The organism is Micromonospora saelicesensis (assembly GCF_900091575.1).
In the GTDB taxonomy this organism is placed as follows: domain Bacteria; phylum Actinomycetota; class Actinomycetes; order Mycobacteriales; family Micromonosporaceae; genus Micromonospora; species Micromonospora saelicesensis.
This window is the reverse complement of sequence record NZ_FMCR01000003.1, coordinates 691,811-717,367: the sequence shown is the minus strand read 5'-3', so window position 1 is coordinate 717,367 and position 25,557 is coordinate 691,811. Positions and strand designations below refer to the sequence as shown.

Annotated in this window: 22 protein-coding genes; 11 read left to right on the top strand and 11 right to left on the bottom strand. The window is 72.4% G+C overall.

Annotation, left to right across the window (positions count from 1 at the left end):
• Window positions 1-50 precede the first annotated feature (50 nt).
• From GA0070561_RS16315 to GA0070561_RS16305, 3 genes are all read right to left on the bottom strand, one after another.
• Entirely contained in the window at window positions 51-821 is a 771-nt protein-coding gene (locus GA0070561_RS16315; RefSeq protein ID WP_091401409.1) for a hypothetical protein, read from the bottom strand.
• A 132-nt stretch (window positions 822-953) separates the two neighbouring features.
• Window positions 954-1,376 (bottom strand): hypothetical protein, encoded by a 423-nt coding sequence (locus GA0070561_RS16310; protein WP_091401407.1) that lies wholly within the window; start codon window positions 1,374-1,376, stop codon window positions 954-956.
• 92 nt (window positions 1,377-1,468) lie between these two features.
• On the bottom strand, window positions 1,469-2,704 hold the full coding sequence (locus GA0070561_RS16305) for an acyltransferase family protein (protein WP_244166265.1): 1,236 nt from the start codon (window positions 2,702-2,704) through the stop codon (window positions 1,469-1,471).
• A 298-nt stretch (window positions 2,705-3,002) separates the two neighbouring features.
• Here GA0070561_RS16305 and GA0070561_RS16300 point away from each other — a divergent pair, with 298 nt between their 5' ends.
• Both GA0070561_RS16300 and pseI read left to right on the top strand, forming a co-directional pair.
• Entirely contained in the window at window positions 3,003-4,166 is a 1,164-nt protein-coding gene (locus GA0070561_RS16300) for a glycosyltransferase family 2 protein (protein WP_091402178.1), read from the top strand.
• Window positions 4,167-4,299: 133 nt separating this feature from the next.
• Window positions 4,300-5,352, top strand: a complete 1,053-nt coding sequence (gene pseI, locus GA0070561_RS16295) for a pseudaminic acid synthase (RefSeq protein WP_091401404.1) — start codon at window positions 4,300-4,302, stop codon at window positions 5,350-5,352.
• 27 nt (window positions 5,353-5,379) lie between these two features.
• On the opposite strand, the gene GA0070561_RS16290 is transcribed toward pseI, so the two are convergent.
• Genes GA0070561_RS16290 through GA0070561_RS16275 form a run of 4 tightly spaced genes read right to left on the bottom strand, consistent with a single transcriptional unit; the run spans window position 5,380 to window position 8,164 of the window.
• Window positions 5,380-5,835, bottom strand: a complete 456-nt coding sequence (locus tag GA0070561_RS16290) for a hypothetical protein (protein WP_208603779.1) — start codon at window positions 5,833-5,835, stop codon at window positions 5,380-5,382.
• 52 nt (window positions 5,836-5,887) lie between these two features.
• A complete protein-coding gene (locus GA0070561_RS16285) occupies window positions 5,888-6,643 on the bottom strand; it encodes an SDR family NAD(P)-dependent oxidoreductase (protein ID WP_091401401.1) in 756 nt (251 codons plus the stop codon).
• Entirely contained in the window at window positions 6,636-7,916 is a 1,281-nt protein-coding gene (locus GA0070561_RS16280) for an AMP-binding protein (protein ID WP_091401399.1), read from the bottom strand. The genes GA0070561_RS16285 and GA0070561_RS16280 overlap by 8 nt, the downstream gene beginning before the upstream one ends.
• Window positions 7,913-8,164, bottom strand: coding sequence for an acyl carrier protein (locus GA0070561_RS16275; RefSeq protein WP_091401397.1), 252 nt, complete (start codon window positions 8,162-8,164; stop codon window positions 7,913-7,915). Before GA0070561_RS16275 ends, GA0070561_RS16280 begins: the two co-directional genes overlap by 4 nt.
• A 100-nt stretch (window positions 8,165-8,264) precedes the next feature.
• Here GA0070561_RS16275 and GA0070561_RS16270 point away from each other — a divergent pair, with 100 nt between their 5' ends.
• On the top strand, window positions 8,265-8,774 hold the full coding sequence (locus GA0070561_RS16270; RefSeq protein ID WP_091401394.1) for a GNAT family N-acetyltransferase: 510 nt from the start codon (window positions 8,265-8,267) through the stop codon (window positions 8,772-8,774).
• A 102-nt stretch (window positions 8,775-8,876) separates the two neighbouring features.
• Here the strand turns inward: GA0070561_RS16270 and GA0070561_RS16265 are convergent, their stop codons facing one another.
• Window positions 8,877-10,613, bottom strand: a complete 1,737-nt coding sequence (locus GA0070561_RS16265; RefSeq protein ID WP_167362421.1) for a hypothetical protein — start codon at window positions 10,611-10,613, stop codon at window positions 8,877-8,879.
• Between the two features lie 365 nt (window positions 10,614-10,978).
• Here GA0070561_RS16265 and pseB point away from each other — a divergent pair, with 365 nt between their 5' ends.
• The 7 genes from pseB (at window position 10,979) to GA0070561_RS16230 (ending at window position 18,339) form a co-directional block, all read left to right on the top strand.
• The gene (pseB, locus tag GA0070561_RS16260) at window positions 10,979-11,962 is read left to right on the top strand and encodes a UDP-N-acetylglucosamine 4,6-dehydratase (inverting) (RefSeq protein WP_091401390.1); all 984 of its coding nucleotides are present in this window, start codon (window positions 10,979-10,981) and stop codon (window positions 11,960-11,962) included.
• Window positions 11,959-13,116, top strand: coding sequence for a DegT/DnrJ/EryC1/StrS family aminotransferase (locus GA0070561_RS16255; RefSeq protein WP_091401387.1), 1,158 nt, complete (start codon window positions 11,959-11,961; stop codon window positions 13,114-13,116). The genes pseB and GA0070561_RS16255 overlap by 4 nt, the downstream gene beginning before the upstream one ends.
• Before the next feature lie 10 nt (window positions 13,117-13,126).
• On the top strand, window positions 13,127-13,975 hold the full coding sequence (locus GA0070561_RS16250; RefSeq protein WP_091401385.1) for a hypothetical protein: 849 nt from the start codon (window positions 13,127-13,129) through the stop codon (window positions 13,973-13,975).
• Entirely contained in the window at window positions 13,965-15,791 is a 1,827-nt protein-coding gene (locus GA0070561_RS16245) for a hypothetical protein (RefSeq protein ID WP_091401382.1), read from the top strand. Before GA0070561_RS16250 ends, GA0070561_RS16245 begins: the two co-directional genes overlap by 11 nt.
• Window positions 15,788-16,561 (top strand): glycosyltransferase family protein, encoded by a 774-nt coding sequence (locus GA0070561_RS16240; protein ID WP_258395523.1) that lies wholly within the window; start codon window positions 15,788-15,790, stop codon window positions 16,559-16,561. Before GA0070561_RS16245 ends, GA0070561_RS16240 begins: the two co-directional genes overlap by 4 nt.
• Window positions 16,558-17,634 (top strand): PseG/SpsG family protein, encoded by a 1,077-nt coding sequence (locus GA0070561_RS16235; RefSeq protein WP_091401380.1) that lies wholly within the window; start codon window positions 16,558-16,560, stop codon window positions 17,632-17,634. The genes GA0070561_RS16240 and GA0070561_RS16235 overlap by 4 nt, the downstream gene beginning before the upstream one ends.
• A 69-nt stretch (window positions 17,635-17,703) precedes the next feature.
• Entirely contained in the window at window positions 17,704-18,339 is a 636-nt protein-coding gene (locus tag GA0070561_RS16230; protein WP_091401378.1) for an alpha-ketoglutarate-dependent dioxygenase AlkB, read from the top strand.
• A 13-nt stretch (window positions 18,340-18,352) separates the two neighbouring features.
• Here the strand turns inward: GA0070561_RS16230 and GA0070561_RS16225 are convergent, their stop codons facing one another.
• Window positions 18,353-21,097, bottom strand: coding sequence for an AfsR/SARP family transcriptional regulator (locus GA0070561_RS16225; RefSeq protein ID WP_244166264.1), 2,745 nt, complete (start codon window positions 21,095-21,097; stop codon window positions 18,353-18,355).
• Window positions 21,098-21,513: 416 nt separating this feature from the next.
• Between GA0070561_RS16225 and GA0070561_RS16220 the strand changes: the two genes are divergently transcribed.
• Entirely contained in the window at window positions 21,514-22,086 is a 573-nt protein-coding gene (locus tag GA0070561_RS16220; protein WP_167362420.1) for a peptidoglycan-binding domain-containing protein, read from the top strand.
• Window positions 22,087-22,287: 201 nt separating this feature from the next.
• On the opposite strand, the gene GA0070561_RS16215 is transcribed toward GA0070561_RS16220, so the two are convergent.
• On the bottom strand, window positions 22,288-22,806 hold the full coding sequence (locus tag GA0070561_RS16215; RefSeq protein ID WP_208603778.1) for a TrmH family RNA methyltransferase: 519 nt from the start codon (window positions 22,804-22,806) through the stop codon (window positions 22,288-22,290).
• Between the two features lie 251 nt (window positions 22,807-23,057).
• Window positions 23,058-25,541, bottom strand: coding sequence for a DNA gyrase/topoisomerase IV subunit A (locus tag GA0070561_RS16210; protein WP_091401369.1), 2,484 nt, complete (start codon window positions 25,539-25,541; stop codon window positions 23,058-23,060).
• Between the last annotated feature and the right edge of the window lie 16 nt (window positions 25,542-25,557).

Here is a 25,557-nt window from a genome sequence, read left to right as displayed (position 1 = left end):
GGACGTCCCATTTCGCGATTAGGTGACCGGCCTCACATCACGGATTGGGCTCAACCCACCCGGGCCGGGCGCCACCGTGCCACGACGGCGGGACGCAGCGCCCCGGCCACCGTGCGGCGCGCGGGGACCACTGTCGGGCGGAGCCGGGCCGCCGCCGCGTACGCCTCCTCGGCGAGGGCACGAGCCGACTCGGCGGCCAACTCCGCGTCGCGCCAGGCGGCCCGCTCACGGTCGGCGGCCACCTGGTAGTCGGCCAGCCGCGCATCCCGGACCACCCGGCTGATCAGCACCTCCTGCTCGACCGGGTGTCGCCGGGGATCCCAGCCGCGCCGGTGCCCGAACACGTCGCCGAGCTGCGCCATGGTCAGGTCGCCCCGCCAGTACGCCGCCATCGCCGCCCGGTGCAGATAGCGTTCCCGGGCGGCGTACTCGGCGGGGGTGTGCGGGGTCTGCGGGGTGGGCAACGCCCCGGCGCCGGCGAAGCGACGCGCGGCGGTGTCCGCCTCGTCGTACCGGATCCTGGCCTGCTCCAGCTGCTCCTGAGCAGTCAGCCAGGCGGCACGCCACCGCTTGGCGGTGGTGGCCGCACCGGCCGCGGCGACGGCCACCTCCTCGGCGTAGCGGCGCAGGTCGACGGCCTCGGCGGCGGCCAGCTCCCGAGGAGTGGGCCCGGCCGGGAGCGGGTCGTCAGTGGGCCGGTCCCGTTCGGGGCGGGCGGCCAGCACGGCGAGCAGGCCCAGGGTCAGCAGGAACAGCGTCGACCAGATGGCGGCGGCCTGCGGCACCTCGGTCACGAACTGGTAGAAGACGACGGTCTCCATGGTCGGCACCTCGGGGAGAGAGCAGTGCGATGGGGAGCCGCGCGACCAGCGGGCCACGGCGGGCCACGGGTCGGCGGGTCAGGGAGCGGGTGGGTCGACGGGGCGCGGTGTCGGGACGGTCGTCCCGGTGGCTCAGCGACCGGGTGGGGCCCGGGAAGCCCGATCGCCCGCTGCGTCGACGAGGGACAGCCGGTCGGATTCGGCCGCGCGGACCGGCAGCACGCCGGCCGCGATGGTGCCCTGATCGCCGGGGAGCGCCACCAGCGTGTCGACCGACCATGTCGGGACCGGCTCCTCGGCGGCCTCCGGCGGTATCGCCGGGCCCGGGCGGGCCGCACTGTGTGCCTCGCAGTGCCGGTAGCAGGCCGCCAGCGACCCGACGGCGACCGAGGCCGGCATCGCGCTCGACGTCGGCACCGGGCCGGGTGTTGGCGTGGCGGCCGTGGCCGGGCCTGCGCCGAGCGCCAGGGCCGCGACGACGGCGAGGCTGGTCAGCACCCGAGTCGCCCAGCGCGCCACCCACCACAGCGGACAGGTGAACGCGACCGGAAGCACGTCCCCACGCTACCGTCGCACCGACCCGGGCGCACCGACCACGGGCGTGTCGGATCACGCCGCGCCGACCCCGTTGACCAGGGTGGACGTTGTCAGCGCAGGTCGACGTACGTTGATCGACCGCCGACCCGACCGACCTCGTCGGCAGGTCCGTCGACCTCGCCGCGGGCGCTGCTCGCGGGGTCCGGTGCGTCGTCGTCGCCGGCCGCGCGTTGTCGGGGGACGGGCGCCGGACGGGCCGCGCGGCGCGGCGCGAGCCTGCGCATCATCGGGGTTTCGACGAAGCGGTGCAGCAGCCCGGCGAGGATCAGGTTCGCCGCCAGGAAGCCGAGCACCACGGCCGGGCCACGCCAACCCGCGAAGCCGATCCCCCAGGTTCCGCTCCAGCGCAGCACGCTCGTCATCACCAGCACGTGCACCAGGTAGAAGGCGAACGAGACCTCACCGAGCCAGACCACCGGCCGGGACCGCCACGGCGAGCGCCGACCCCGCACGTCCGCGTCCGCAGCCGCCGTGATCACCAACAGGTACGCGACCGCGAGCAGCGTGGTCCACAGCTCGGCGCGGATCCACTGCGCGGCCGCCACCCAGGTGACCAGGAAGATCCCGCTGGCCACTGTCAGTCCGGGACCGCGCCAGAGCCCCCGGCGCATCAACTCGGCCGCCACCGCGCCCAACCAGAACTCCAGCGACCGCACCGGCGGGAAGATCTGGGTGAACCACCAGCGGCTCACCTCCGGCACCAACTCCTGCGCCGGCCAGAGCGCGAGGATCAGCAGCGGCAGCGCGACGATCAGCGCCCAGAGCAGCTTCGGCCGGGCCCGGCGCAGCAGTGGCAGCGCCAGCGGCAGACAGAGGTAGAAGAAGAACTCGCAGGACAGCGACCAGCTGACGGTGTTGATGCTGTAGAACCAGCCCGGCCGGGGGTCCCACGCCTGCAACAGCAGCAGGTTCTCCAACGCGGCCGCTGGCAGGACCGGGTCGGCGAACCACCAGGCGACCGCCAGCGTCGCCGCGAACAACACCAGGTGGTTCGGGTAGATCTTGGCGATCCGTCGCCGCCAGAAGGTGAGCCGGGAGTCCCCCTCACGGGCCGACCAGACGAGCACGAACCCGCTGAGGATGAAGAAGAACTGCACCCCGGAGAGGCCGAGGGTGAACAGCGCGTCGATGACGGCCTTGTAGTCCGGCTCGGCGATGATCCGCATGGTGCCGGCGTGAAAGCCGAAGACCAGCAGCGCGGCGATCCAACGCAGCCCGGTCAACGAGGGCAGCCGGGGCGGGGCGGGTGCTGGCCGGGCGGTCGACGTCGCGGCGACGCTCGTCATGCCGGGATCCCGGCGCTCGGCAGGGTCACCAGCACGGTCGTAGCCTCCTCGTCGTGGCGTCGGACGACGCGACGGCGACGCCCACGACGACCCGGCAGGGCCGCACCGAGGCACCCTACCGGGTCACTCCCGGGTGAACCGGACGCATCCCACCCGCCCCACGAGCCCGCGATCCCTGGGCCGGAAACCGCCCATCGGCCGGCGTTAACCTTCCGCTGGGCGGGAGTTCAGAGAGTCCACCATCGGCGGCAACGTCAGGTTCCGGGGCCGGCCACCCGGGTCGTCGAAGGTGGCGGACGTGGTCAATGAGCCGACGCACGCACCGCTGCTGAGCATCGTCGTGCCCGTGTACGGCGTCGAGGCGTACCTGTACCAGTGCCTCGAGTCGATCCGGGCCGACATCCCGGCGGGCGAGTCGGACGCGGTCGAGCTGATCGCCGTCGACGACGCCTCCCCGGACGGCTGCGGCGACATGCTCCGCTCGTACGCGGTCAGCCGCGACGGCGTGCGCGTCGTGCACCTGAGCAGCAACGTGGGTCTGGGGCTGGCCCGCAACGCCGGACTCGACGTGGCCACCGGCCGGTACGTCTGGTTCGTCGACAGCGACGACTGGTTGCCACCGGGCACGATCGCGGCGGTGCTGGACCGGCTGCGCCAGCACCAGCCCGACGTTCTGATGCTCGACCACCTGCGCATGCACGAGGACGGTCGGCGGGAGGTCGACGCGAGCAGCCCGCTGCTGCGCGGGATCACCGGCGTGACCCGGTTGGCCGACCAGCCGCAGCTGCTGCGGGTGCAGCACACCGCTTGGAACAAGGTGGTCCGCCGGGACTTCATGGACGAGCTGGAGCTGCGGTTCTTCCCCGGCTGGTACGAGGACATCCCGTTCAGCCATCCTCTGCTGATCGGGGCCGAGAAGATCTCCGTGCTGGACCGGGTCTGCTACCTGTACCGCCAGGGCCGCCAGGGCGCGATCACCTCCACCCGCAGCGGCCGGCACTTCGACGCCTTCGCCCAGTACGAGCGGCTGATGGACTGGGTCGCCCGGAAGCACCCGGACGAGCGGTTGCAGGCCGAGCTGTTCGAGCTGATGATCAGCCACTACCTGGTGGTGGTGGGCAACGACGGCCGGCTGCACCCACACCTGCGGCGCGACTTCTTCCACCGGGCCGCCGCGCACTACCGTCGCTACCTGCCCACCGGCGGCTACCCGCTGCCCCCGGGCGTGACCGGGCTCAAGCACCGCCTCATCGGGCGGGGTGACTGGGTGGCGTACTCGGCGCTGCGCCAGGCCCACCGGGTCGCTGGTCGCCTGCGTCGACCCGGCCCGGCGGTCGGCGCCGACGGCGGTTCGCTCGCCGCCGACGAGGACCCGGGGCGAGGGGCGAGCGCCGGGCCGAAGCACGACGGTGGGCTCGCGCCGGAGCGGCGCGACGCGCTGGCCGTCGGCCGGCTGCCGTGATCGACCCCACCGCGGAGCACGCCGGGAGCCGGGGCGGCTCCCGGCGCCCTGATTTCCCAGGTCGTCCGCCCGCCGGGTGGACGATGACAGCACCACCGCACCCCGGTGCGGACGTACCTGAGCAGAGGTCGGAATGACGGCGACAATCAAGATCGGACCGCACGCGGTCGGTGCCGGGGAGCGACCGTTCGTGGTCGCCGAGATGTCCGGCAACCACAACGGCGATCTGAACCGGGCGCTGGCCATCGTCGACGCGGTGGCCGCGAGCGGGGCGCACGCGCTCAAGCTCCAGACGTACCGGCCGGACACCATCACCATCGACGTCGACACCCCGGCGTTCCGAATCTCCAGCGGGCACGAGCTGTGGGGCGGGGAGAACCTGTACCGCCTCTACGAACGCGCGCACACCCCGTACGAGTGGCACGCCCCGATCTTCGAGCGGGCCCGCGAGCGGGGCCTGACGGTCTTCTCGTCGCCGTTCGACGCGACAGCCGTGGAGCTGCTGGAGTCGCTGGACGCGCCCGCGTACAAGATCGCCTCGTCGGAGCTGGTCGACCTGCCGCTGATCCGACTGGTGGCCAGCACCGGCAAGCCGATGGTGATCTCCACCGGAATGGCGACGGTCGCCGAGATCGACGCCGCCGTACGCACCGCCCGGGCCGGCGGCGCGGCGGGCATCGTCCTGCTGGCCTGCACCGCGTCCTACCCGGCGCCGCCGGCCGACAGCAACCTGCGCCGGTTGCCCGTGCTGGCCGGCGCGTTCGACGTGCCGGTCGGGCTCTCCGACCACACCCCCGGCATCGGGGTGGCCCTCGCCTCGGTGGCGCTCGGCGCCTGCTTCATCGAGAAGCACGTGACGCTGGACCGGGCCGACGGCGGCGTGGACTCGGACTTCTCCCTGAACCCGGCGGAACTGACGGCCCTGGTCGCCGAGTCCGGCCGCGCGTACGAGGCGCTGGGCGGCACCGCGATCGGACCGACCCCCGCGGAGCGGGAGGGGCTACGGTTCCGCCGGTCGCTCTTCGTGGTCGAGGACGTCCGGGCCGGCGATCCGGTGACCGTGCACAACGTCCGCTCGATCCGGCCGGCCGGCGGGCTGGCGCCCGTGGAGATCGACCGGGTCCTGGGCCGCACCTTCACCACCGACGTCCCGCGCGGCACCCCCCTGAGCTGGAACCAGATCTAACCCCCACCCCGCCGCGCGATCTTGCAGTTACTGTCCCGGCGAAAGGCGTGTAAGCCGCGATTCGGCGTCAGAAAGTGCAAGATCGCGGGGTGGGAGGGTCGGGGCGAAGCCGACGGTGACCACCAGGTCGTCCACCCAGAGGGTCCGCCAGATCGCCGACCCGTCGGCCGGCGTACCCAGACCATGACGCCGCCACCAGGATGCCACCGACACATCGGCCAACTTGCACCAGCATTCGGCCCGGGTCCACCGAGCCCAGAAGTCCGCAGTGCCGAACCGACGAGCCAGCGCCGGGGGCACCGGGGCGTCGGCGCGCTCCGCGTCGACGGCCACCCGCCAGCCGGGCGCCGGTGGGCCGTACCAGCCGACGCACCGTCCATCGTCGAGGTGACTGCGGGTCACCGCGTCGGCCATCGCGGCCCGCGACCCGATGCGCAGATGCTGTTCGGCGGCGACGAGCAGCCCCGGCACCGGACGCGGCACGGCCGCCCCGCCGTGCCGTGCTGGTCGCACCGGCAGGGGAACCGGCCGCAGGTCAGATGGCGGCGGCACCGTCCACCACGATGACCTGGCCGTTGATGTTGGTGTGCTCCCGCAGCAGCATCCGCACGACCGGGGTGACCTCCACCGGCTCGGTCAGGTGACCGGTTGGGGTGCGGCGCACGATCTGGTCGAGCTGGGTCGGACCGAGCACGGCGGACATCTCCGAGGCGAAGAACCCGGGCGCGACCGAGTTGACCAGCATCCGGCCGCCCAGTTCGCGGGCGAGCGAGCGGGTGGCGGCGTCCATGCCGCCCTTGGTGGCCGAGTACGCGACGAGGCCGGGGAAACCGCGCTGCCCGCAGATCGAGGTGATGTTGACGATCCGCCCGCGCAGCCCCTTGGCGAGCATCCGGCGGATAACCAGCCGGGTCAGCTGCAGCGGGGCCGTCAGGTTCGTCTCGATGATCCGGGCGATGTCGTCGGCGGCGGTGTGGGCGTGCAGGGAGTCCTGCCCCATGGCGGCGTTGTTGACGATGCCGTCGATCGGGCCGAGGCGTTGCTCCACCTCGCGGACGAAGCTCTGCGCGGCGCGCAGGTCGGTGACGTCCACCGAGCCGACGTGCACCCGGTCGGGGTGCTCGGCGGCGAGCTTCTCCAACTCCGAGGTGATGGTGCGGGCGAACGCGGCCACGCGTACGCCCGCGTCGAGCAGGTCGGTGACGATGGCCAGGCCCAGGCCACGGGAACCGCCGGAGACGAGAACCACGGAGCTGGGCGGGACGAGCTGGGTGTCGGCTGGCTCAGACATCGCTCTTCAGGGTCTCCTTGACGGGAATGTCGGTCAGGACGCGAATGCGGCGCGGCACCGCGTGCTCGGGGAGCCGGTCGGCGCACCAGCGGACCAGCGCCGCCTCGTCCGGCACACCGGTGTCAGCGCCGGACGGGTCGGCAGCGGCGAGGACCACCTCGGCGACCACCATCCGCCCGAGCACCGGGGCGCGGCGGCCGGTCACCCGGGCCCAGGCCACCGCCGGATGACCGGTGAGTACGCCGCGGACCACACCGGCGGAGACCTTGCTGCCACCGACGTTGATCTCGTCGGAGTCCAGTCGGCCGGTGATCAGCACCCGGCCGTCGAGCACCTGCACCCGGTCCCCGGTGCGGATCGGGCCGGCGAGGCCGGCCCCGTGGTACGGGGAGGTGACCACCAACTCGTCGTCGCGGACCGAGAGCGTCGGTCGACCCGGGGTCTCCCGGTCCAGCCAGTCGACCGGGAACCCGGCCCGCCCGTCGTGCACCACAATGGACGCACCCGCCTCGGAGGACGCGTAGATCCAGGAGATCCGGGCCGTCGGAAAGACCTCCCGCAGCTGGTCCAGGATCGCCTGGTCCACCGGCTCCCCGCCGAGGGTGATCTGGCGCAGCGGCACCCGGGCCAGCGCCTCGGCGTCGCGGTAGAGGGTGCGACGCCAGAAGGTCGGGGTGCCGGAGGCCGCGTCCACCCGGTGGGTGGCCGCGACAGTGGGCCAGTCGTCCAACTCGTCGGGCTCGACCACCACCAGGTGCTGGCCGGGCTGGGTCAGCGACAGGGTGACGACCTGCCACCAGGCGTACGTGCCGGGGGCGTACGGGCAGAGCCAGGTCCGCTCAGGCTGGTCGCCCCGCACCGTGGTCAGCGTGTCGAGGGTGTGCCCGACCCGCTTCGGACGCCCGGTGGAGCCCGAGGTCAGCAGCCAGAGCCGGCCCGGCTCGGCGGCTCGCGGCCGGGCCGGTGCGCTCGGGTGCACGCCGTCGTCGTCGAGGACGCCGACGGTGAACCCGGCCGTCAGCAGTTCGGTGCGCATCACCGCGTCGACCCGACTCGCGGTGCTGAGCAGCAGCTCGGTGCCGTGCACGGCGTGCTGCCGCGCCGCAGTGAGCGCGTGCACGGCCGAGCGGGCGAGCACCGCCGCCGGGTCGGGCAGGGTGGGCGTCGGCAGCGAACGCCAGGTCAGCGGGGCGCCACCGACGACGAGCCGGTTGTCGACACCGGCTGGCTCCGGGCTGGCGGGGGTCAGGTGGCGCGACGTCGCGACGGTCACTGGTGTTGAAGCTCGACGAGGAAATCGAGGACGTCCCCGACGGTGGCGATGCGACGCAGCCCGGGGGCGTCGAAGTTGAGCTCCTCCCCCGTCTCGTCCTCCACCCGCAGGGCCAGCTCGGAGAAGTCGAGCGACCGGAAGCCGATCTCCCGCAACTGCGCCGCGTCGTCCGCGGGCAGCTCCTTGTCCTGATTCTTCAGCACCTGAGCCATGAGGTCGCGGATCTGCGCGCGACTCAATTCGTTCATGCGCCGCAGTCTACAACCCAACGAATGCATATCCGATTTCCCGGTAGGCCCGGGTAAGGTGCCGGAACCCGACGTGAACGGCTAGGAAAGCGAGACGCACGTGCTGCGCGAAGCGACGACGGACGACGTTCATCTGATGTTGTCCTGGCGTAATCAGGAAACCAATCGACAGGTCAGCAAGACCAGTCACGAGATCACCGCCGAGGAGCACGCCCGGTGGTGGTCGGCGGTCCGCGACGACCCGTCCCGGCGAGTGCTGGTGTACGTCCGCGACGACCGGCCCTGTGGTGTGGTCACCTTCTTCGACCTGCGGTTGGACGGCCCCCGCACCGGCGCGTGGGGCTTCTATCTCGACGCCGACGGGCTGGACGGGCGGGGCGAGACACTGCCGGCCTGGCTGGGGGTCATGCGGGAGGCCGTCGAGTACGCCTTCGACGGGCTGCACCTGGACCGACTCGACGGCGAGGTGCTCGGCCACAATACCGTCGTACGACAGATGAACCGGCGTTTCCGATTCGTCGAGGGAACCCCGCGACAGGAGCTGTCCGACGGCCGGGAAATCACCGTCATCCCGATTTCCCTGGCTCGGGCGGACCGCCGCCAACGCTGATTCACGGACCATTTTCCGCAATGGACAGAAAGCATTAACCGGCCGTGCTCCCGGTGGACATCCGCCGTTCACGAATAGCGGTGTCCACCGAAGCGTGGTGGGTCAGGCCCGCCGCCAGGCGGCCCAGTGCTGCTCCGGGTTGCCGCCGAGTCGGACGAAGCCGTACGCCGTGCCGTCCCAGTCGTCGACCTGCCCCGGTGCCCAGCGGGCGAACACGACCTGCGCCGCGGCCGGCGGCTGTCTGTCGCCGAACCATCGGACGTCGGCCCAGGTCACCTGGTGGCTGAGGTTGAACCGGAGGGTGTAGTGCACGCCGGTCGAGGCCCACACCCGCTCGCCGGGGCGTACGCCGACGTCGGCCACCCGGGGCGTCGGCGCGGTGCTCACGGCGGTCGGTCGCACGATCCGTTGGTCGATCACCTGCATCGTGACGAGGTTGACCACCACGATGGCGCCGAGGATGGGCAGCCGCAGGCGGGGCACCCGGACCGTGGCGACGAGCAGCACGCAGCCGGCGATGCCGACCAGCGACCCGACCACCGGTCGTAGCTCCCGCCATCCGTCGGTCAACGCCGCCAGGTCCGGTGCGCTGAATCCGCCGTAGCGCAATCGGTGGCCCTGGCTGGCCACGTACGCGAGTCGGGCGGCGACCAGCGCGCCGCCGCCGACCAGCAGCGCCACCGCGACCGCCGCCCGGCGCAGCACTGCCCGCCACCCGGTGGTGAACAGCACCCCCAGCCCGACCAGCAGCCAGAGCGGCGCCAGCATCTGCACGTAGCGGCCGTAGATCGCGTCCAGCGGCTTGCCGGTGATGCCGGACAGGATCACCGACGCGCCGCCGGCCACCCCGACGGTCACCACCAGCGCCACGCCCATCGTCCAGCGGGCCGCGTCGCCGTGCCGTGGGCGCCACAGCTCGCGTAGGGCGCCGGCCCAGGCCACCCCGGCCATTCCGAACGTGATCACCACGAGGTACCAGAGCTGGGTGGTGACCGCGGCGCTCACCCGGACCACCCCCTGGGCGGAGGTGATCGCCTCGAACGTGCCGCCGTCGGGGGTGCTGCCGAGCAGGTAGACCTTGCCGCCGAGGTAGCGGATGGCGGCCTCGTTGACGAGTGCCATGGCGAGCACCGGCAGCAGCGCCGCGAGCACCACGGGCGGGCTGATCCGGCGGCGGACGAACAGCAGCAGCACCAGCCCGGCGTGCACGGCCACGATCACCAGGCCGCGGGAGTGCAGCAGGTGGAACCCGCCGACCAGCAGGCCCACGGTGGCGGCGGCGAGCGGGCCGGGCCGGGTGATCCAGCGGTGCACGGCGAGCAGCCAGGCGACCACGAGCGGCGCCATCACCGCGTCGATCATGGCGACGCCCGCGTAGAAGGCGGTGGCCGGCAGGGTCGCCGCCGCGACCGCGCCGAGCAGCGCGTACGAGCGGCGCAGCTGGAACAGCCGACGACCGAACAGGTACGCCAGCGGCAGCAGCGCCGAGTTCACCATCGCGTTGATCAGCTGGACGATCCGGTAGCTGTCGGTGAAGTCCCGGTCCCCGAGGAACGCCGGCGAGATCAGCATCGGGTAGCCGACCCGGCGCAGCAGGTCGTTCTCGCTGCTGAAGCCCCCCGGGCCGCCGGCCAGCGCGCGGGCGGTGTTCAGGTAACTGTCCTCGTCGGTGTGCGCGATGGGCAGCACGATGTGCCGGGACCACCACATCCGCCAGGCCACGCTGAGCACCCAACCGACGACCAGCAGCAGCGGCACCAGCCACCGTCGGGCGGGCGGGCCACCCGGCGTCTCGGCCACCACCACCGGCCGTTCGATCACGTCACTACCGGGTGCCATGAACGCCTCCAGAATTGCCGGCCGGACCGGGCCCGCGCTGATCCGACAGGCCCGCCGACCGGCGTCGGTGACGCCCGGGGTGGCCCGCTCGCACCGAGCCGGTGTGGATGTCGGGTGAACGTGGGACCCGGCTGCGCGCCGGGCCGCCGGGCCGTTCGCGCGGTCACTGTAACGGCCCGATCCGGCCAGGTCAGCCCACATTCGGGGCGGTCGGAAGTGTTCGCCTACGCGGTGTTCGGCATTCACGGGAGCAGAGGTTGTGGTTCACCCGCGAGCGCCGAGGAGTTAACCCGCCATGGCTAGCGTGTCACCCCGGTCGGCCGGCCCAGGGCCGCTCGTTCATCCACGAACACGGGAGCACCACATTGAGTGAGTTGAATGGATCGTCCATTCTGATCACCGGGGGAACTGGTTCCTTCGGCAGGACGTTCCTCCGGCACATCCTCAACGAGGCCGACCCCGCCCGCGTGGTGGTGTTCTCCCGCGACGAGCTCAAGCAGTACGAGCTGCGCCAGCAACTTGGCGACGACCCGCGGCTGCGCTGGTTCATCGGCGACATCCGGGACCGGCACCGCCTCACCCGGGCCATGCACGGCGTCGACCACGTGGTGCACGCCGCCGCGCTGAAGCAGGTGGACACCGCGGAGTACAACCCCTCGGAGTACATCGCCACCAACATCACCGGCTCGCAGCACGTCGTCGACGCGGCGATCGAGGCCGGCGTCAGGAAGGTCATCGCGCTCTCCACCGACAAGGCGTCCAGCCCGATCAATTTGTACGGCGCGACGAAGCTGGTCGGCGACAAGCTGTTCGTCTCGGCCAACCACTACGCCGCCCAGCACCCCACCCGGTTCGCCGTGGTGCGCTACGGCAACGTGGTGGGCAGCCGCGGCTCGGTGGTCCCGCTGTTCCGCCGGCTGGCCGCCGAGGGCAAGAGCCTGCCGATCACCGACAAGCGGATGACCCGCTTCTGGATCACCCTGGACCAGGCCGTGCAGTTCGTCATGGACTCGTTCGACCAGATGCAGGGCGGCGAGCTGTTCGTGCCGCGTATCCCGAGCATGCGCATCCTCGACCTGGTCGAGGCCGTGGCCCCGGACGCCACCACCCACGAGATCGGGATCCGGCCGGGCGAGAAGCTGCACGAGGAGATGATCGCGCCCGACGACAGCCGGCGGACGCTGCGCGCCGACGGCCGGTTCATCGTCCAGCCGACCATCGCCACCTGGGGCTACCAGGCGCCGGTCGACTGCGACCCGGTGCCGGACGGCTTCGCCTACCAGTCGGACACCAACGACGAGTGGCTCACCGTCGAGCAGTTGCGCGACATGCTCGGCATCAACGGATGACGGGGATGCTCCCGTACGGCCGGCAGTCGATCAGCGAGGACGACATCGCAGCCGTCGCCGACGTGCTGCGCGGCGACTGGCTCACCACCGGTCCGCAGGTCGACGCCTTCGAGGCCGACCTCGCCCGGTGGACCGGCGGAGTCGGTGTCGCCGCCGTCTCCAACGGCACCGCGGCGCTGCACGTGGCGTACGCGGCGGCCGGGGTGAGGCCGGGCGACGAGGTGGTCGTCCCGCCGATGACGTTCGTGGCGACCGCCAGCAGCGCGGTCGCCCTCGGCGCGAAGATCGTGTTCGCCGACGTCGACGACGAGACGTTCTGCCTCGACCCGGCGGCGGCCGCCGCCGCGGTCACCTCGCGGACGAAGGTCGTCGCCGCGGTCGACTACGCCGGCCACCCCGCCGACTACGACGCGCTGCGCAAGTCGGTCGAGGGCAGCGACGCGCTGCTGCTCGCCGACGCGGCGCACTCGATCGGCGGGACGTACCACGGTCGGCCGGTCGGTTCGCTCGCCGACCTGACCACGTTCTCGTTCTTCCCCACGAAGAACCTGACCACCGCCGAGGGTGGCGCCGTCGCGGCGCTGGACCCGGAGATCCTGAGGCGGGCCCGCCGGTTCCGTGGCGTCGGTGTGGTCCGCGAACGCGACGACCTGCGTTTCCCGGATGAGGGCGGCTGGCACCAGGAGGTGCACGAGTTCGGGCTGAACTACCGGCTGTCGGACGTGCTCTGCGCCCTGGGCCGCAGCCAGCTACGTCGGCTCGGCCAGTTCACGGCCCGCCGCAGCGCCCTGGTCGCCCGCTACGACGAGGCGCTGGCCGACCTGGACGGCGTGCTGCTGCCGAACCGCAGGTCGTGGGCCGACCCGGCCTGGCACCTCTACCCGATCCGGGTGCTCGACGGGCGTCGCCGCGAGGTGTACGACCGGATGCGGGCCGCCGGCATCGGCGTCCAGGTCAACTACATCCCGGTGCACTGGCACCCGGCCTTCGCCGACCTGGGCTACCGGCGCGGGTCCTGCCCGGTGGCCGAGTCGTTCTACTCCCAGCAGCTGTCGCTGCCGCTGTACCCGGGGCTCAGCGACGCCGACCAGGACCGCGTCATCGACGCGCTGACCGCCGCGGTGCGGGGCGGCTCGGTGCGTTCCGCCGCCTGATGGGAACCTGATGCACCACGCCAACCACTTCTACGGCCACGCCCACGTGCTGGCCCGGTACGCCGGCCTCGGCGACCGGCACCCACCCCGGATCAACGGGTACGTGCAGCACGGCTGGAACATCGGTGACGGCCTGGCCCCCGGCCACCCGTACGCCGAGCGCACCCCCAGCCTGCTCTGGTCGGAGCAGACCCGCCGCCGGGCCTGGTCGGTGGGGCGACGCAACGTGGTGGTCATCGGCGCGCCGTTCAGCTACCTGTTGGCCATGCGACCCGAGGAACCACCGGCCCAGGAGCGGGAGGGCACCATCTGGTACCCGTTCCACGGCTGGGAGGGTCAACACGTCAAGGGCGACCACCGCAAACTGATCGCCCTCATCCAGGACACCGAGCCCGGCCCGGTCACGGTCTGCCTCTACTGGCACGAGTACCGGATGCGCAACGTGCGCCGGCTCTACGAGCGCGCCGGGTTCCGGGTGATCTGCCACGGCTACCGGGGACACTGGTGGAAGGACACCGATCCGGAGTTCCTCGACCGACAGCTCACCGAGCTGCGCCGTCACCGCCGGGTGGCGTCCAACCGGCTGACCAGCGCGATCTTCTACGGCATCGCTGCGGGGTGCGAACCGGCGGTCTACGGCGACCCGATGATCCTGTCCAACGAGGACCCCACCTTCGGCGGTACCGCTCGGATCCGACGGCAGTGGCCGCAGCTGCACGGCACGACTGTCGACCTGCCCACCGCGGTCGAGATCGCCCGCGCCGAGCTGGGCACCGACCACCGCTGCACGCCGGCCGAGCTCCGCGAGCTGCTCGGTTGGGCGAACCTCCAGGAGGAAGAGGAAGACCGTGACGACTGAGACGGCACCCGCCGACCGGATCACCCTGCCGGGCGGCGAGATGCTGGCCTGGTCGGACCTGCCGCAGGAACGGTTGGCCAACGGTGGGCCGCTCGCCGCGCTGGCCGCCCGGTTGGTGCCGCCCGGCGCCCGGGTCCTGGTGGCCGGTCCACACGATCCAGCGCTGCTCGACCAGCTCACCCACGCCGAGGTGACCTGCCTGCTGCGCAGCCACCCGGACGCGGTGGCGCTGGCGCACCGGGCCGCCCGCGTGGTGGTGGGTGGCCCGGCCGGGCTGCCCGACGACGAGACGTACGACGTGGTGATCGCCGCTGCCGGGCTGGACCCGGTGGAGTCGGTGGAGGGCACCCGGCTCGGCTGGGACGGTGTTCTGGCGCGACTCGTCGCCGCGGTGCGACCGGGTGGCGCGTTGCTGCTGCGCCTGGACAACCCCCTGGGCCTGCACCGGCTGGTCGACACCACCCCCTGGTACGCCCGACGCGACGACTCCGCCTGGGTGATCGGCGGCGTGCTGGACCGAGCCCACCCGGCCAACCGGGACCAACTGCGCGAGCGGCTCGGCGCTGCGGGGCTGCGGCCGGCCGCGTGCTGGGCCGCGTACCCCGGTGTCAGCACCCCGACGGCGCTGCTGGACGCCGACCACCTCGACCGGGACGCGGGCTCCGGCCTGTTCGACGCGGTGCTGCACGGCGCCTGCGCCGGGGGTTTCACCAGCGCCACGGTGCTCCAGGACCCGGCCCGGCTCGCTGTGGACGCGCTGCACGCCGGGCGTGCCGCCGACCTCGCACCGGGCTGGTTGACGCTCGCCCACCGGCCCGCCGACCCCACGGACCCGACCACGCCGGCCGTCGACCGGGACCTGCCGGTGGCGCTCGTGCAGACCGGTCGCCCCGGGATCGGCGTGCTGGAGGTGCTGCACGGCCCCTCCGGTTGGCGCTGGGGGCTCATCCCGGCCACCGACGCGACGACGCCGGCCGTCGCGCCGTTCGCCAGCCGCGAGGCGGCGTACCGGGACGCGGACGCGCTGTCCGGACCGGTGCCGTCCGGCCGGCTGCTGCGTACCCTGCTGCTCGACGCGGCCCTGCGCCGCGACCTGGCCACCCTTCGCGCGCTGCTGCGCGGTTACGCGGGCTGGCTCGCCGACCAGGCCGACACCGACGGCCGGATCGCCGGCGCGGCGGCACTGGCCGGCAGCGACAACGTGGTGGTCGACGGCGAGCGGTACGCGGTGCTCGACCCCAGCTGGCGGGCCACCGCCGCGCTGCCCGCCGACGTGGTGCTCGCCCGCGGGCTGTGGCGCTTCGCCGCGGGCCTGCTCACCGGCGGGTACGCCCACCCGTGGTCGTCCACTCTCGACGTCGCGGGCCTGACCGTGGTGCTCGGTGGACTCGCCGGTCACGACCTCGACCGCGCGACCGTCAGCGAGGCGGTCGAGGCCGAGGCGGCCATCGCCGCCGCGCTGCACGGGCTGGACGCCGACGGCAGGGTCGGCCTCGCCATCGAGCTGCACGCCGTCGCGCCGACCGACCCGCCGGTGGGTGGGCACAGCTACCAGCAGCTACGCGAGGCGTGGCTGCGCCAGCGCGAGGAACTCACCCGGTTGGCCGCGCTGACCGCGTGGACCGAGGAGCTGCTCACCTCACGGGAACGGGCGCTGCGCCGGGCCGAGACGACGATCGGCCTGCTCAGCGGGTCGCTCAGCTACCGGGTGGGCCGGCTCGCCATCACCCCGGCCCGGCTGGCCAAGCGGGGTGCCCGCGCCGCCAAACGTCGGGCCACCGCTGTGCTGGCCCCCAAGCAGGAGGAGCAGCAGTGACCGGCGTACCGGTGCCCGGGGTCGCCGCGGACGACGCGGGGCCACGGATCGTCGGCATCGTGCAGGCGCGGATGGGATCGTCGCGGCTACCCGGCAAGGTGCTCCGCCCGCTCGCCGGACGCTCCGTGCTGGGCCGGGTGGTACGCGCCGCCTCCGACAGCGGCGTCCTGGCCGACCTGGTGGTCGCCACCAGCACCGACGCGGTCGACGACGCGGTGGCCGCCGAGTGCGCGCGGCTCGACGTGCCGTGCCACCGCGGGCCGGTCGACGACGTGCTGGACCGGTTCGTGGGCGCCCTCGCGGCGCATCCGGGGGACGCTGTCATGCGCTTCACCGCCGACTGCCCCCTGCTCGACCCGGAGATCATCACACTGGTCGCGTCGGTGTACCGGGCGGTCCCCGGGCTGGACTACGCCAGCACGTCGATCGCCCGGACCCTGCCCCGAGGGCTGGACGTCGAGATCATCCGAGCGGAGGCCCTGCGCACCCTGGGCCGGCTCGCCACCGACCATCACCGGGTGCACGTGACCTCGTACGCGTACACCCATCCGGAACTGTTCCGGGTGCTCGGGGTGACGCTCACCCCGGACCGCTCCGCGCTGCGGCTCACCCTCGACACCGAGCAGGACTGGACGCTGGTCAGCGCGATCATCGACCACTTCGGTGACGTCAGCGTGCCGCTGGCCAAGCTCGCCGACTGGCTCGACGGTCAGCCCCGGCTGCGGGCGCTCAACGCCGACGTACGACAGAAGCACCTGGAGGAGTCCTGAGCACCCTGAGGGTCGGGTTGCGCTGCGACGCCGGGCCACGGCGCGGCGTCGGCCACCTCGTTCGCTGCCTGGCGCTCGCCGAGGAGTTCCTCGCCCGGGGCGCCGACGTCACCGTGTTCGGCACCGTTCAACGGCTCGACTGGGCAACCGCGGAGCTGGCCGCGCGGGGCATCCCGCTGCTCCCCGGCCCGGACTCGGCGGACGAACTGGTCGAGGCGGCCCGCCGACACCACCTGGACGTGCTGGTCCTCGACTCCTACGAACTGGACCCGGCCGGGGCCGGCGCCCTGCGCGCCGCCGGCGTCCACACCCTCGCCATCATCGACGGCGACAGCCGGGGCCAGGTCGCGGACCTCTACCTCGACCAGAACTTCGGAGCGGAGCTGCCCGGGCCGGGGTCCGCAGCGGAGCTGCCCGGCCGGCTGCTCGCCGGGAGCGGGTACGCCCTGCTGCGCGACACCGTGATCAGCGCCCGGCCGCCGGTCGTACCGCCCGCCACGGCGGTCAGCCGCCCCCGGGTGCTGGCCTTCTTCGGCGGCACCGACGCGGTCGGCGCGGCGCCGGTCCTGACCCGGGTGCTGGTGGCCACCGGCCACCCGATGGACCTCACGGTCATCGTCGGGCGACCCGAGATCGAGGCGGAGGTCGACGATGTCGCCCCCGGCCGGGGGCAGACCATCCGACCGGTACCGCCCACCACCTCGCTGCCGGCACTGATCACCGAAGCGGACCTGGTGGTCAGCGCCGCCGGCACGTCCACCTGGGAACTCTGCTGCCTCGGCGCACCCAGCGCACTGGTCTGCGTGGTCGACAACCAACGTGAGTCGTACACCCGGGTGGTGCGGCACGGCCTGGCCGCCGGCCTCGGCGAGCTGCCGGAGCTGACCGCGGGTGGCGTCGCCGGACGAGCCGCCCGCGCGACGGCGGCACGGACCCTGCACGGGCTGCTCAGCTCGCCGCAGCGGCGCGCGACGCTCGCTGCGCGCGCCTGGTCAACCGTCGACGGGCAGGGCCGGGCGCGCGTGGTGGACGCGGTGTTCGACGCCGTACGCGCCGCCGCCGTCCCCGGCTGACCGCCGAAGGCCAGGTCGGACCGGGCCGGCACTAGCACGGGTGTACGAAAGTGCTGCTAGGGTGGCCGTATGACGCAGGCCGCCTACCAGCCGTCGATGCTCGACCTGGCCGACGCCGGGCCGACCCTGGGGCCGCTGCCCGGCCAGATCCGCCGGCACCAGCTCAGCCGGGGCGCCTGGGTCGACCACCTTCCCGGCTGGGTGCGCGGCTCCGACACGGTCCTCGACACCCTGCTCACCGAGGTGCCCTGGCGTGCCGAACGGCGCACCATGTATGACGCCGAGGTCGACGTGCCCCGCCTGCTCTGCTGGTACGACGGCGCGAAGCCACTCCCCCATCCCGTGCTGACCGCCGCGCGGGCCGCGCTCACCGAGCACTACGCGCCCGACTTGGGCGAGCCCTTCGTCACCGCCGGCATGTGCCTCTACCGGTCCGGGCGCGACAGCGTGGCCTGGCACGGCGACACCATCGGCCGATCGGCGCACACCGACACGGTCGTCGCGATCGTGTCGTTCGGCGCACCCCGACCGCTGCTGCTACGCCCACGCGGCGGCGGCGAGAGCCTGCGCTTCCCGGTGGGCCACGGCGACCTGATCGTGATGGGTGGCTCCTGCCAACGCACCTGGGAACACGCCATCCCCAAGACCACCCGGCCCGTGGGCCCCCGGGTGAGCGTCCAGTTCCGCCCCCACAACGTCGCCTGACAGTGGCCCTGCACTAGGGCGACAGACGTTCGAGGCGGCGGCGGACCTCCTCGGCTGCGGGGTCGCCCACGTCCTCATAGATCCGCGCGGCCAGGCGCCAAGCGGCAGCGGCAGCGTTCCGGTCCCCCATCCCTTCCCGGGTGTCCCCGAGTCGGATGAGGGTCTCCGCCTCGTGATACCGGTCCGCGGAGTCGCGAAAGAGTGAGATCGCCTGCTCGTAGCAGTTGGCCGCGCGGTCGCGTTCACCGAGACGGTCGTAGGCGAAGCCGAGGCTGTCCAGCGTCGCGGCCTGACCGTTGCGGTCGTCGGTCCGTCGTTGCTGTTCGAGGGCCTCGGTGCAGCTGGCGATGGCCTGGACATAGTCGCCGGTGGTGGCGAGCAGCCAACCGATCGCGTTGAGCGTCCGGGCCTCGCCCGCGTGATTACCGACCAGCCGGTAGAGCCGCAGCGCCTCGCGACCGTGTGCGAGCGCCTCGTCGAGCCGGCCGTCCAGGTAGCAGAGTTCGCAGTAGTTGTGCAGCGTCTGGGCCTGGCCGATCGGGTCGCCGAGACGTTCGTGCAGCTCAAGCGCGCGCTTGAGCCGGTACTCGGCAGTGGTGCGGTCGCCCAGTCGGGTCAGCGCGCGGGAGACCAGCCGGTTGGCGACGGCCTGACCGGCGAGGTCGTCGATCTTCTCCGCGGCGCCCAGCGCGACCTCTTGGATGGCGAGCTGGTCCTGCCAGAGGCCGCGCGGCGCCACGAAGGTGGTCAGCGCCCACGCGATCTGCCAGGCGTACGTCTCGAAGCCGTTCTCGGCGGCCTGTCGGACCACCCGGACCAGCACTCGATGCTCCGCCGTGAACCAGGCGAGAGCGCCGTCGTGATCGGTCACCGACGACCTGGCGGGTACGGGCAGCGGCGGCATCGGCTCGATCGGGGGCCACTGCGGCTGGAGGAGCCGGGCGGCCGGATAGGCGGCGTGCAGGTAGTGGTCGTACAGGCGCCGTCGGGCTGCGACGTGTTCGTCGCCGCGCTCCGACGACTGTGCAAGCTCGGCCGCATAGGCGCGCAGAAGATCGTGGAAGGCGAACCGGCCGGGCGCGTGCTCCGCCAGCAGATGGAGCCGGGTCAGTTCCCGCAGGATCGGCGTGACGGCCGCGGCCGACACACCGGCGAGCGCCGAGGCCGCGGCGGTGGTCAGGTCCGGGCCCGGATGCAGCCCCAGCAGGGTGAACAGCCGGGCCGCGTCCACCCCTAGGGCCAGGAACGACCACGAGAAGACGCGCCGGACGTCGCCGTCGGCCAAGGCGTCCAGCCTCGCCTCGGCCGAGTGCAGTTCGGCGGCGATCGCGCTGAGCGGGAAGGTGGGATGGGTCGCGACACGCGCCGCCACTATCGACAGTGCCAGCGGAAGCCGGCCTGCGGCCTCGATGATGTCGGCCACCGCCACCGACTCGGAGGCGAGCCTGCTGACCCCGAGACGTCTGGCGAGCAGGCTCCTCGACTCCTCCGCGGTGAGCACGTCCAGTGTCAACGGCCTGGCACACTCGGCCGCGATCAGGCCGCCGAGCCGGTCACGGCTGGTGACCACGACCATGCAGCGGCCCGCACCGGGCAACAGCGCGCGCACCTGGGCGGAGTCGCGAGCGTTGTCGAGCACCAGGAGCATCCGGCGGGAGGCCAGCAGGCTGCGGTAGAGACCAGTCCGGGCCTCCATGTCGGAGGGTATCCGGGCGTGGGGCACACCGAGCGCCTCGAGGAAGCCGGACAGGGCGTCGGGCGGGGACACCGCGCCAGCTTCGTCGTAACCGCGAAGGTTCACATAGAGCTGGCCGTCCGGGAAGCGGTCGGCAACCCGGTGGGCCCAGTGCAACGCCAGGGCCGTCTTGCCGACTCCGGCCATGCCGGACACCACGGAGATGGCCCCGCTCGTCGGCCCCTCAGCCCCGCCGTGCAGAAGCCCGTCGAGGCCCGCCAGCTCGACGCTGCGTCCGACGAATTCCGGCACCGCACGCGGCAGTTGCTCGGGGCGCTGAATGAGCGGCCCGACTGCCGTCTCCGGCGCTGGCCGGTCCGACCCCGTTGGCGGCTGCGCCGCCAGGCCCGGGCGGTGATGCAGGATGTCGTCGTACAGGGTGACGAGCTCGGGCGCGGGATCGAGGCCGGTCTCCTCCGCCAGCGTCTGTCGGGCCTGCCGGAAGGCATCCAGTGCGCCGGCCACGTCTCCGATGCGGTACAGGCCCACCATCAGCTGGCCCCACGCCCGCTGCCGCAACGGATGCCGGTCGAGCAGGCCGCGCAACCGGTGCACGACGTCGGCCGACGCGCCGAGGGCCAGCACCGCCTCGGCGTAGTCCTCCTCCACGAGCAGTCGGCGCTCCTCCAACTGCGCCACCCGCCGAGCCAGCGTCGAGCGCAGCGGCAGGTCGGACAGCGGCGCGCCACGCCACAGGCGTACCGCGGCGGAGAGTTCGGCCTCGGCCCGGTCCAGATCGGAAGCGGCGAGCGCCTCACGGCCCCGCGCCGCCGCGGCGTCGAACAGGTCCAGGTCCCGTTCGCCTGGGCCCACCCGCAGCAGGTAGCCGCCGGCCGCAGCGGTTATCCCATCCCAGGTCTCCCCACCTCCGAGCGACCGCCGCAGCCCGCGCACATAGGTGCGCAAATTCGCGGCGGCCGACGCCGGTTCTTCGTCGCCCCACAGCATCGCGGCCAACTCGTTGGTGCCGACGACCTCATTCGGGCGCAGCAGCAGGGTCGCCAGCAGGAGACGCTGCTTCACCGAGCCCAGTGGAACCGACCGGCCGTCGCGGTACACCCGGAACGGGCCAAGGAGTTCGAAACGCAACCAGGCACCTCACATGTGGGCGCTGCCATGTGCCGCCACGCGTACAGCACCCGGATAACGCGGGTGAGCAGACGAGCTGTGCGTGAGTTGTGCGGCGGTTGTACCGGCCCCACCGTACCTTCTCCACGGGGGGCCCGGAGCGGTGAGGACGGTTCTACCGTCCTCACCGCCCCATCCAAGAGCACCAATCGCCAGGCCTGGTTGCACGGCGATTGCGCGAGGCCGAACGGGACCGTCTGTCCACACCTGGCGCGAGGCCACCTCGCCTCGTCGTGCCAGGTGTGACACCGCCGGCTGGCGCAACTCCCCAGCACCGCCGCCCCCTCATGAATCCCGACCAGAGGAGATACATGTCGTCGCTCCGCACCACCCGCCGGGTCCTCAAGAGAGTCGCGGTGCCCGCCATCGGCGCGGCACTGGCCATCGGCATCAACGTCACCATCGCCACGCCGGCCGCGGCCAGCGGCTCCTACACGGGCCGGGCGTTCGTCCATGGCACCGGCGCGGTGTCTGACGACTTCGATGACGAAGGCGTCACCAACGTCACCACGCACCGCAACTCCAACGTCGCCTGTCTCTGGCAGACCATTCTCTGGGCGAATGGGTACCTGCCCTCGTCCGGGGTCGACGGCGTCTTCGGCGACCAGACCGATGCCGCGACGAGGAACTTCCAGCGCGACAAGGGCCTCTCGGCGGATGGCTCCGCAGGCCGGAACAGCTGGACGAAGGCCGGCGACAAGCTGGTGCAGCACGACAACCAGAACGGGTGGCTGTACGTGGTGTACCACGGTGCGACAGGTTCCCGGAGCCCGTACGGCTCGCACCAGTTCGTCCTGCAGCGTTCGCCCGACGGGAACTACCGGTTCTACCCGCCTCAGGGCAGCGGCCCCTACTGGGCCGCCTACAACTCCCGCACCTGCTGACCTCGCCCAGGACCACGGCGGGGCGGATGCCGGGCCAGCCCGTGTGCCGATCCGGAAGAGAAATATCGCGAGTGGCCCGACCCCCACGCGGTGACCAGCGACTCGCACGGTAGGTCCGGACGCGACGGGACCGGTTGTCCGGACCTACCGTGCGGTTCTCCGGCCTGATCGCCACTGATCCAGCGGCGACCGGGCACCGTACTAGAGGAGGCCGGCCAGTTTGTAGAGGACCAGGGAGCCGGCTACCGCGACGTTCAGGCTGTGGCCGTGGCCGACCATGGGAATCTCCACCGCCGCGTCCAGTTGGTCGAGCGCCTCGGGCGGGATGCCGGTCGCCTCGTGGCCCAGCAGCACCACGGTGCGCCCCCGAGCGGCGGGCAGATCTCCGAGCCGGACGGCCTCGTCGGCCAGTTCCACCCCGAGGACCCGGGTGCCGGCGGCCCGTTCGGCGGCCAGCCATTGCAGCGGACTGCCGACCCGGTGGATGCAGCCCGGCCGCCGCAGCGTGTTGCCCCGGGCCACGGCCTCGTCCACCCAACGGAACGGTGGCACGGCGAGGCAGGCGCCGACCGCGTCGCACGTACGCAACAGGGTGCCCAGGTTCGCGCCGTGCAGCGGCCAGAGTGGCGCGGCGATCAGGTGACCCCAACAGCGGTGTGGCCGGGGGCGGCGGGCGGCGCGTAGCTCACGCCTCGGCCGGACCCGGATGGCGGCGCTCACGCCGCGCCGGCGACTCCGCCGGACAGAGAAGAAATCATGTTGAGGGGCGCTTCGCGGTGCACCCGGACCCTCACCGACAACAGAGGGCACCACCATACCGCGCTGGCGGACGCCCCACCCCGCATGATCGTGCTCGATCCAGGATCGAGTGGCATCACCGCGTCGGTGAACCACTACTTCCAGGATCGAGCACGATCTTCGGGCCGCAGGTGCCGGGCCGGCCCGGGGGACGGCCCGACAACGCGGGTGGGTCAGTCGCGTTCGATCAGGTGGCCCACCACAGTCGGGCCGAGCATCACCGCGAAGCCGCTGCCGTCGCGGCGTGGATCCGCCGCGGGCAGTTCCACCGGGTCGCCGGTGGCGGTCGCGCCGACCGGTCGCGGGCCCACCCAGGCGACGGCCACGTCCGTCTCACCCTTGAGGAAGCGGTGCGCGCGCACGCCGCCGGTCGCCCGGCCCTTCGCCGGGTACGCCTTGAACGGCGTCACCTTGACCGTCGCGCCGGTGGAGGTGACCACCATCGGCTCGCCATGCCCCGGATCGTCGGTGCGCACCGCGCCGAAGAACGCGACCCGCGCCCCGGCCGGCAGGTTGATGCCGGCCATACCGCCGCCCTTGAGACCCTGCGGCCGGACCAACCCGGCGGGGAAGCGCAACAGCGACGCCTCCGAGGTGACGAAGGTCAGCGTCTCGGTGCCATCGGCCAGCCAGGTCGCCCCGACCACCTCGTCACCGTCGCGCAGACCGATCACCTCGAACTCGTCGGAGCGCACCGGCCACTCCGGCGAGCAGATCTTCACCGCGCCCTGCCGGGTGCCCAACGCCAGCCCCGGTGAGCCCTCCGCCTGCCCGCCCAGCGGGGCCAGGCCGACGACGGCCTCCCCCGCCGCCAACGGCACCAGCTCGGCCGCGGACATACCGCCACGCAGTGACACAGTGCCCGCGTGCTCGGGCAGCACCGGCAGCGGCAGGACGTCGACCTTGAACGCCCGACCGGCGCTGGTCAACAGCAGCACCCGACCACGGGCGGTGGAGTGCGCGATGGCGCGTACCGTGTCGTGCTTGACCCGGCCGTTGCGTCGGCGCCCCTCGGAGCTCTCCTCCGACTCGGCAGCGGTCCGGGCGACCAGCCCGGTCGCGGAGAGGATCACCTGGCACGGATCGTCGGCGACCTCCAGCGGGCCGGCCGGCGCGGACGCGGCCAGCACCTCCTTCAGGTCACCGTCGACAAGCGTCGTACGACGTTCGGTGGCGAACTGCTTGACCACGGCCGCCAGCTCGTCGGAGACCACCTTCCGGAGCACGCGCTCGTCGTCGAGGATCTTGCTCAGCTCGGCGATCTCGGCGCGCAGCCGCTCCTGCTCGGCCTCCAGCTCGATCCGGTCGAACTTGGTCAGCCGGCGCAACGGAGTGTCCAGGATGTACGTGGCCTGGATGTCGGAGAGGCCGAACCGGCTCATCAGCCCGTCCTTCGCGGCCTGCGCGTCGTCGCTGCCCCGGATCAGCCGGACCACCTCGTCGATGTCCAGCAGCGCGATCAGCAGACCGTCGACCAGGTGCAGCCGCTCCTGACGCTTGCGCCGACGGTACGAGGTGCGCCGGGTGACCACCTCGTACCGGTGGGCCAGGAAGACCTCCAGCAGCGCCTTGAGGCCCAGTGTGCGCGGCTGCCCGTCGACCAGGACCAGGTTGTTGACGCCGAACGACTGCTCCAGCGGGGTCAGCCGGTAGAGGTCGGCGAGCAGCGCCTGCGGGTTGACCCCGACCTTGCACTCGACGACGAGTCGGGTGCCGCTCTCCCGGTCGGTGAGGTCCTTGACGTCGGCGATGCCGGTCAGCCGCTTGGTCTTGGTGACCTCGTTGGTGATCGCGGCGATGACCTTCTCCGCGCCGACACCGTAGGGCAGCTCGACCACGGTGATCGCCTGACGGCCCCGGCTGCCCTCGATCGGGCCGATCTCCACCTTGCCGCGCATCCGCACCACGCCACGCCCGGTCTCGTACGCCCGGCGCACCTCGTCCAGGCCGAGCAGCACCCCACCGGTGGGCAGGTCGGGGCCGGGGACGAACTCCATGAGTTTGTCCAGAGTGGCGTCCGGGTGGTTGATCAACCAGCGGGCCGCGGAGACGACCTCCGCCAGGTTGTGCGGGATCATGTTGGTGGCCATCCCGACCGCGATCCCGGACGCGCCGTTGACCAGCAGGTTGGGGAAGGCCGCCGGCAGTACGGTCGGTTGGGTCAGCGACCCGTCGTAGTTGGGCTCGACATCGACGGTGTCCTCGCCCAGCTCACCGACGAGCAGCATGGCCTCGCGGGACATCCGCGCTTCGGTGTATCTCGATGCTGCCGGTCCATCGTCAGGGGACCCAAAATTTCCATGCCCGTCGATGAGTGGCACGTTGAGGGAGAAGTCCTGCGCGAGGCGGACCATGGCGTCGTAGATCGCCGTGTCCCCGTGCGGATGGTACTTACCCATCGTATCGCCGACAATTCGGGCAGACTTCACGTGCCCACGGTCGGGGCGGTAGCCCTGCTCGTACATCGACCACAGGATGCGCCGGTGCACGGGCTTGAGGCCGTCGCGGGCGTCGGGCAGTGCGCGGGAGTGGATGACCGAGAACGCGTACTCCAGGTAGGAGTCGGAAACCTCGGTGACCAGCGGGTTGTCGAACACCCGCGCACCGGCCTGGTCGAACGAGGAGAGGTCGACCTTGTTTTCCTTACGGCGTGCCATGACTCAGCTCTCCACT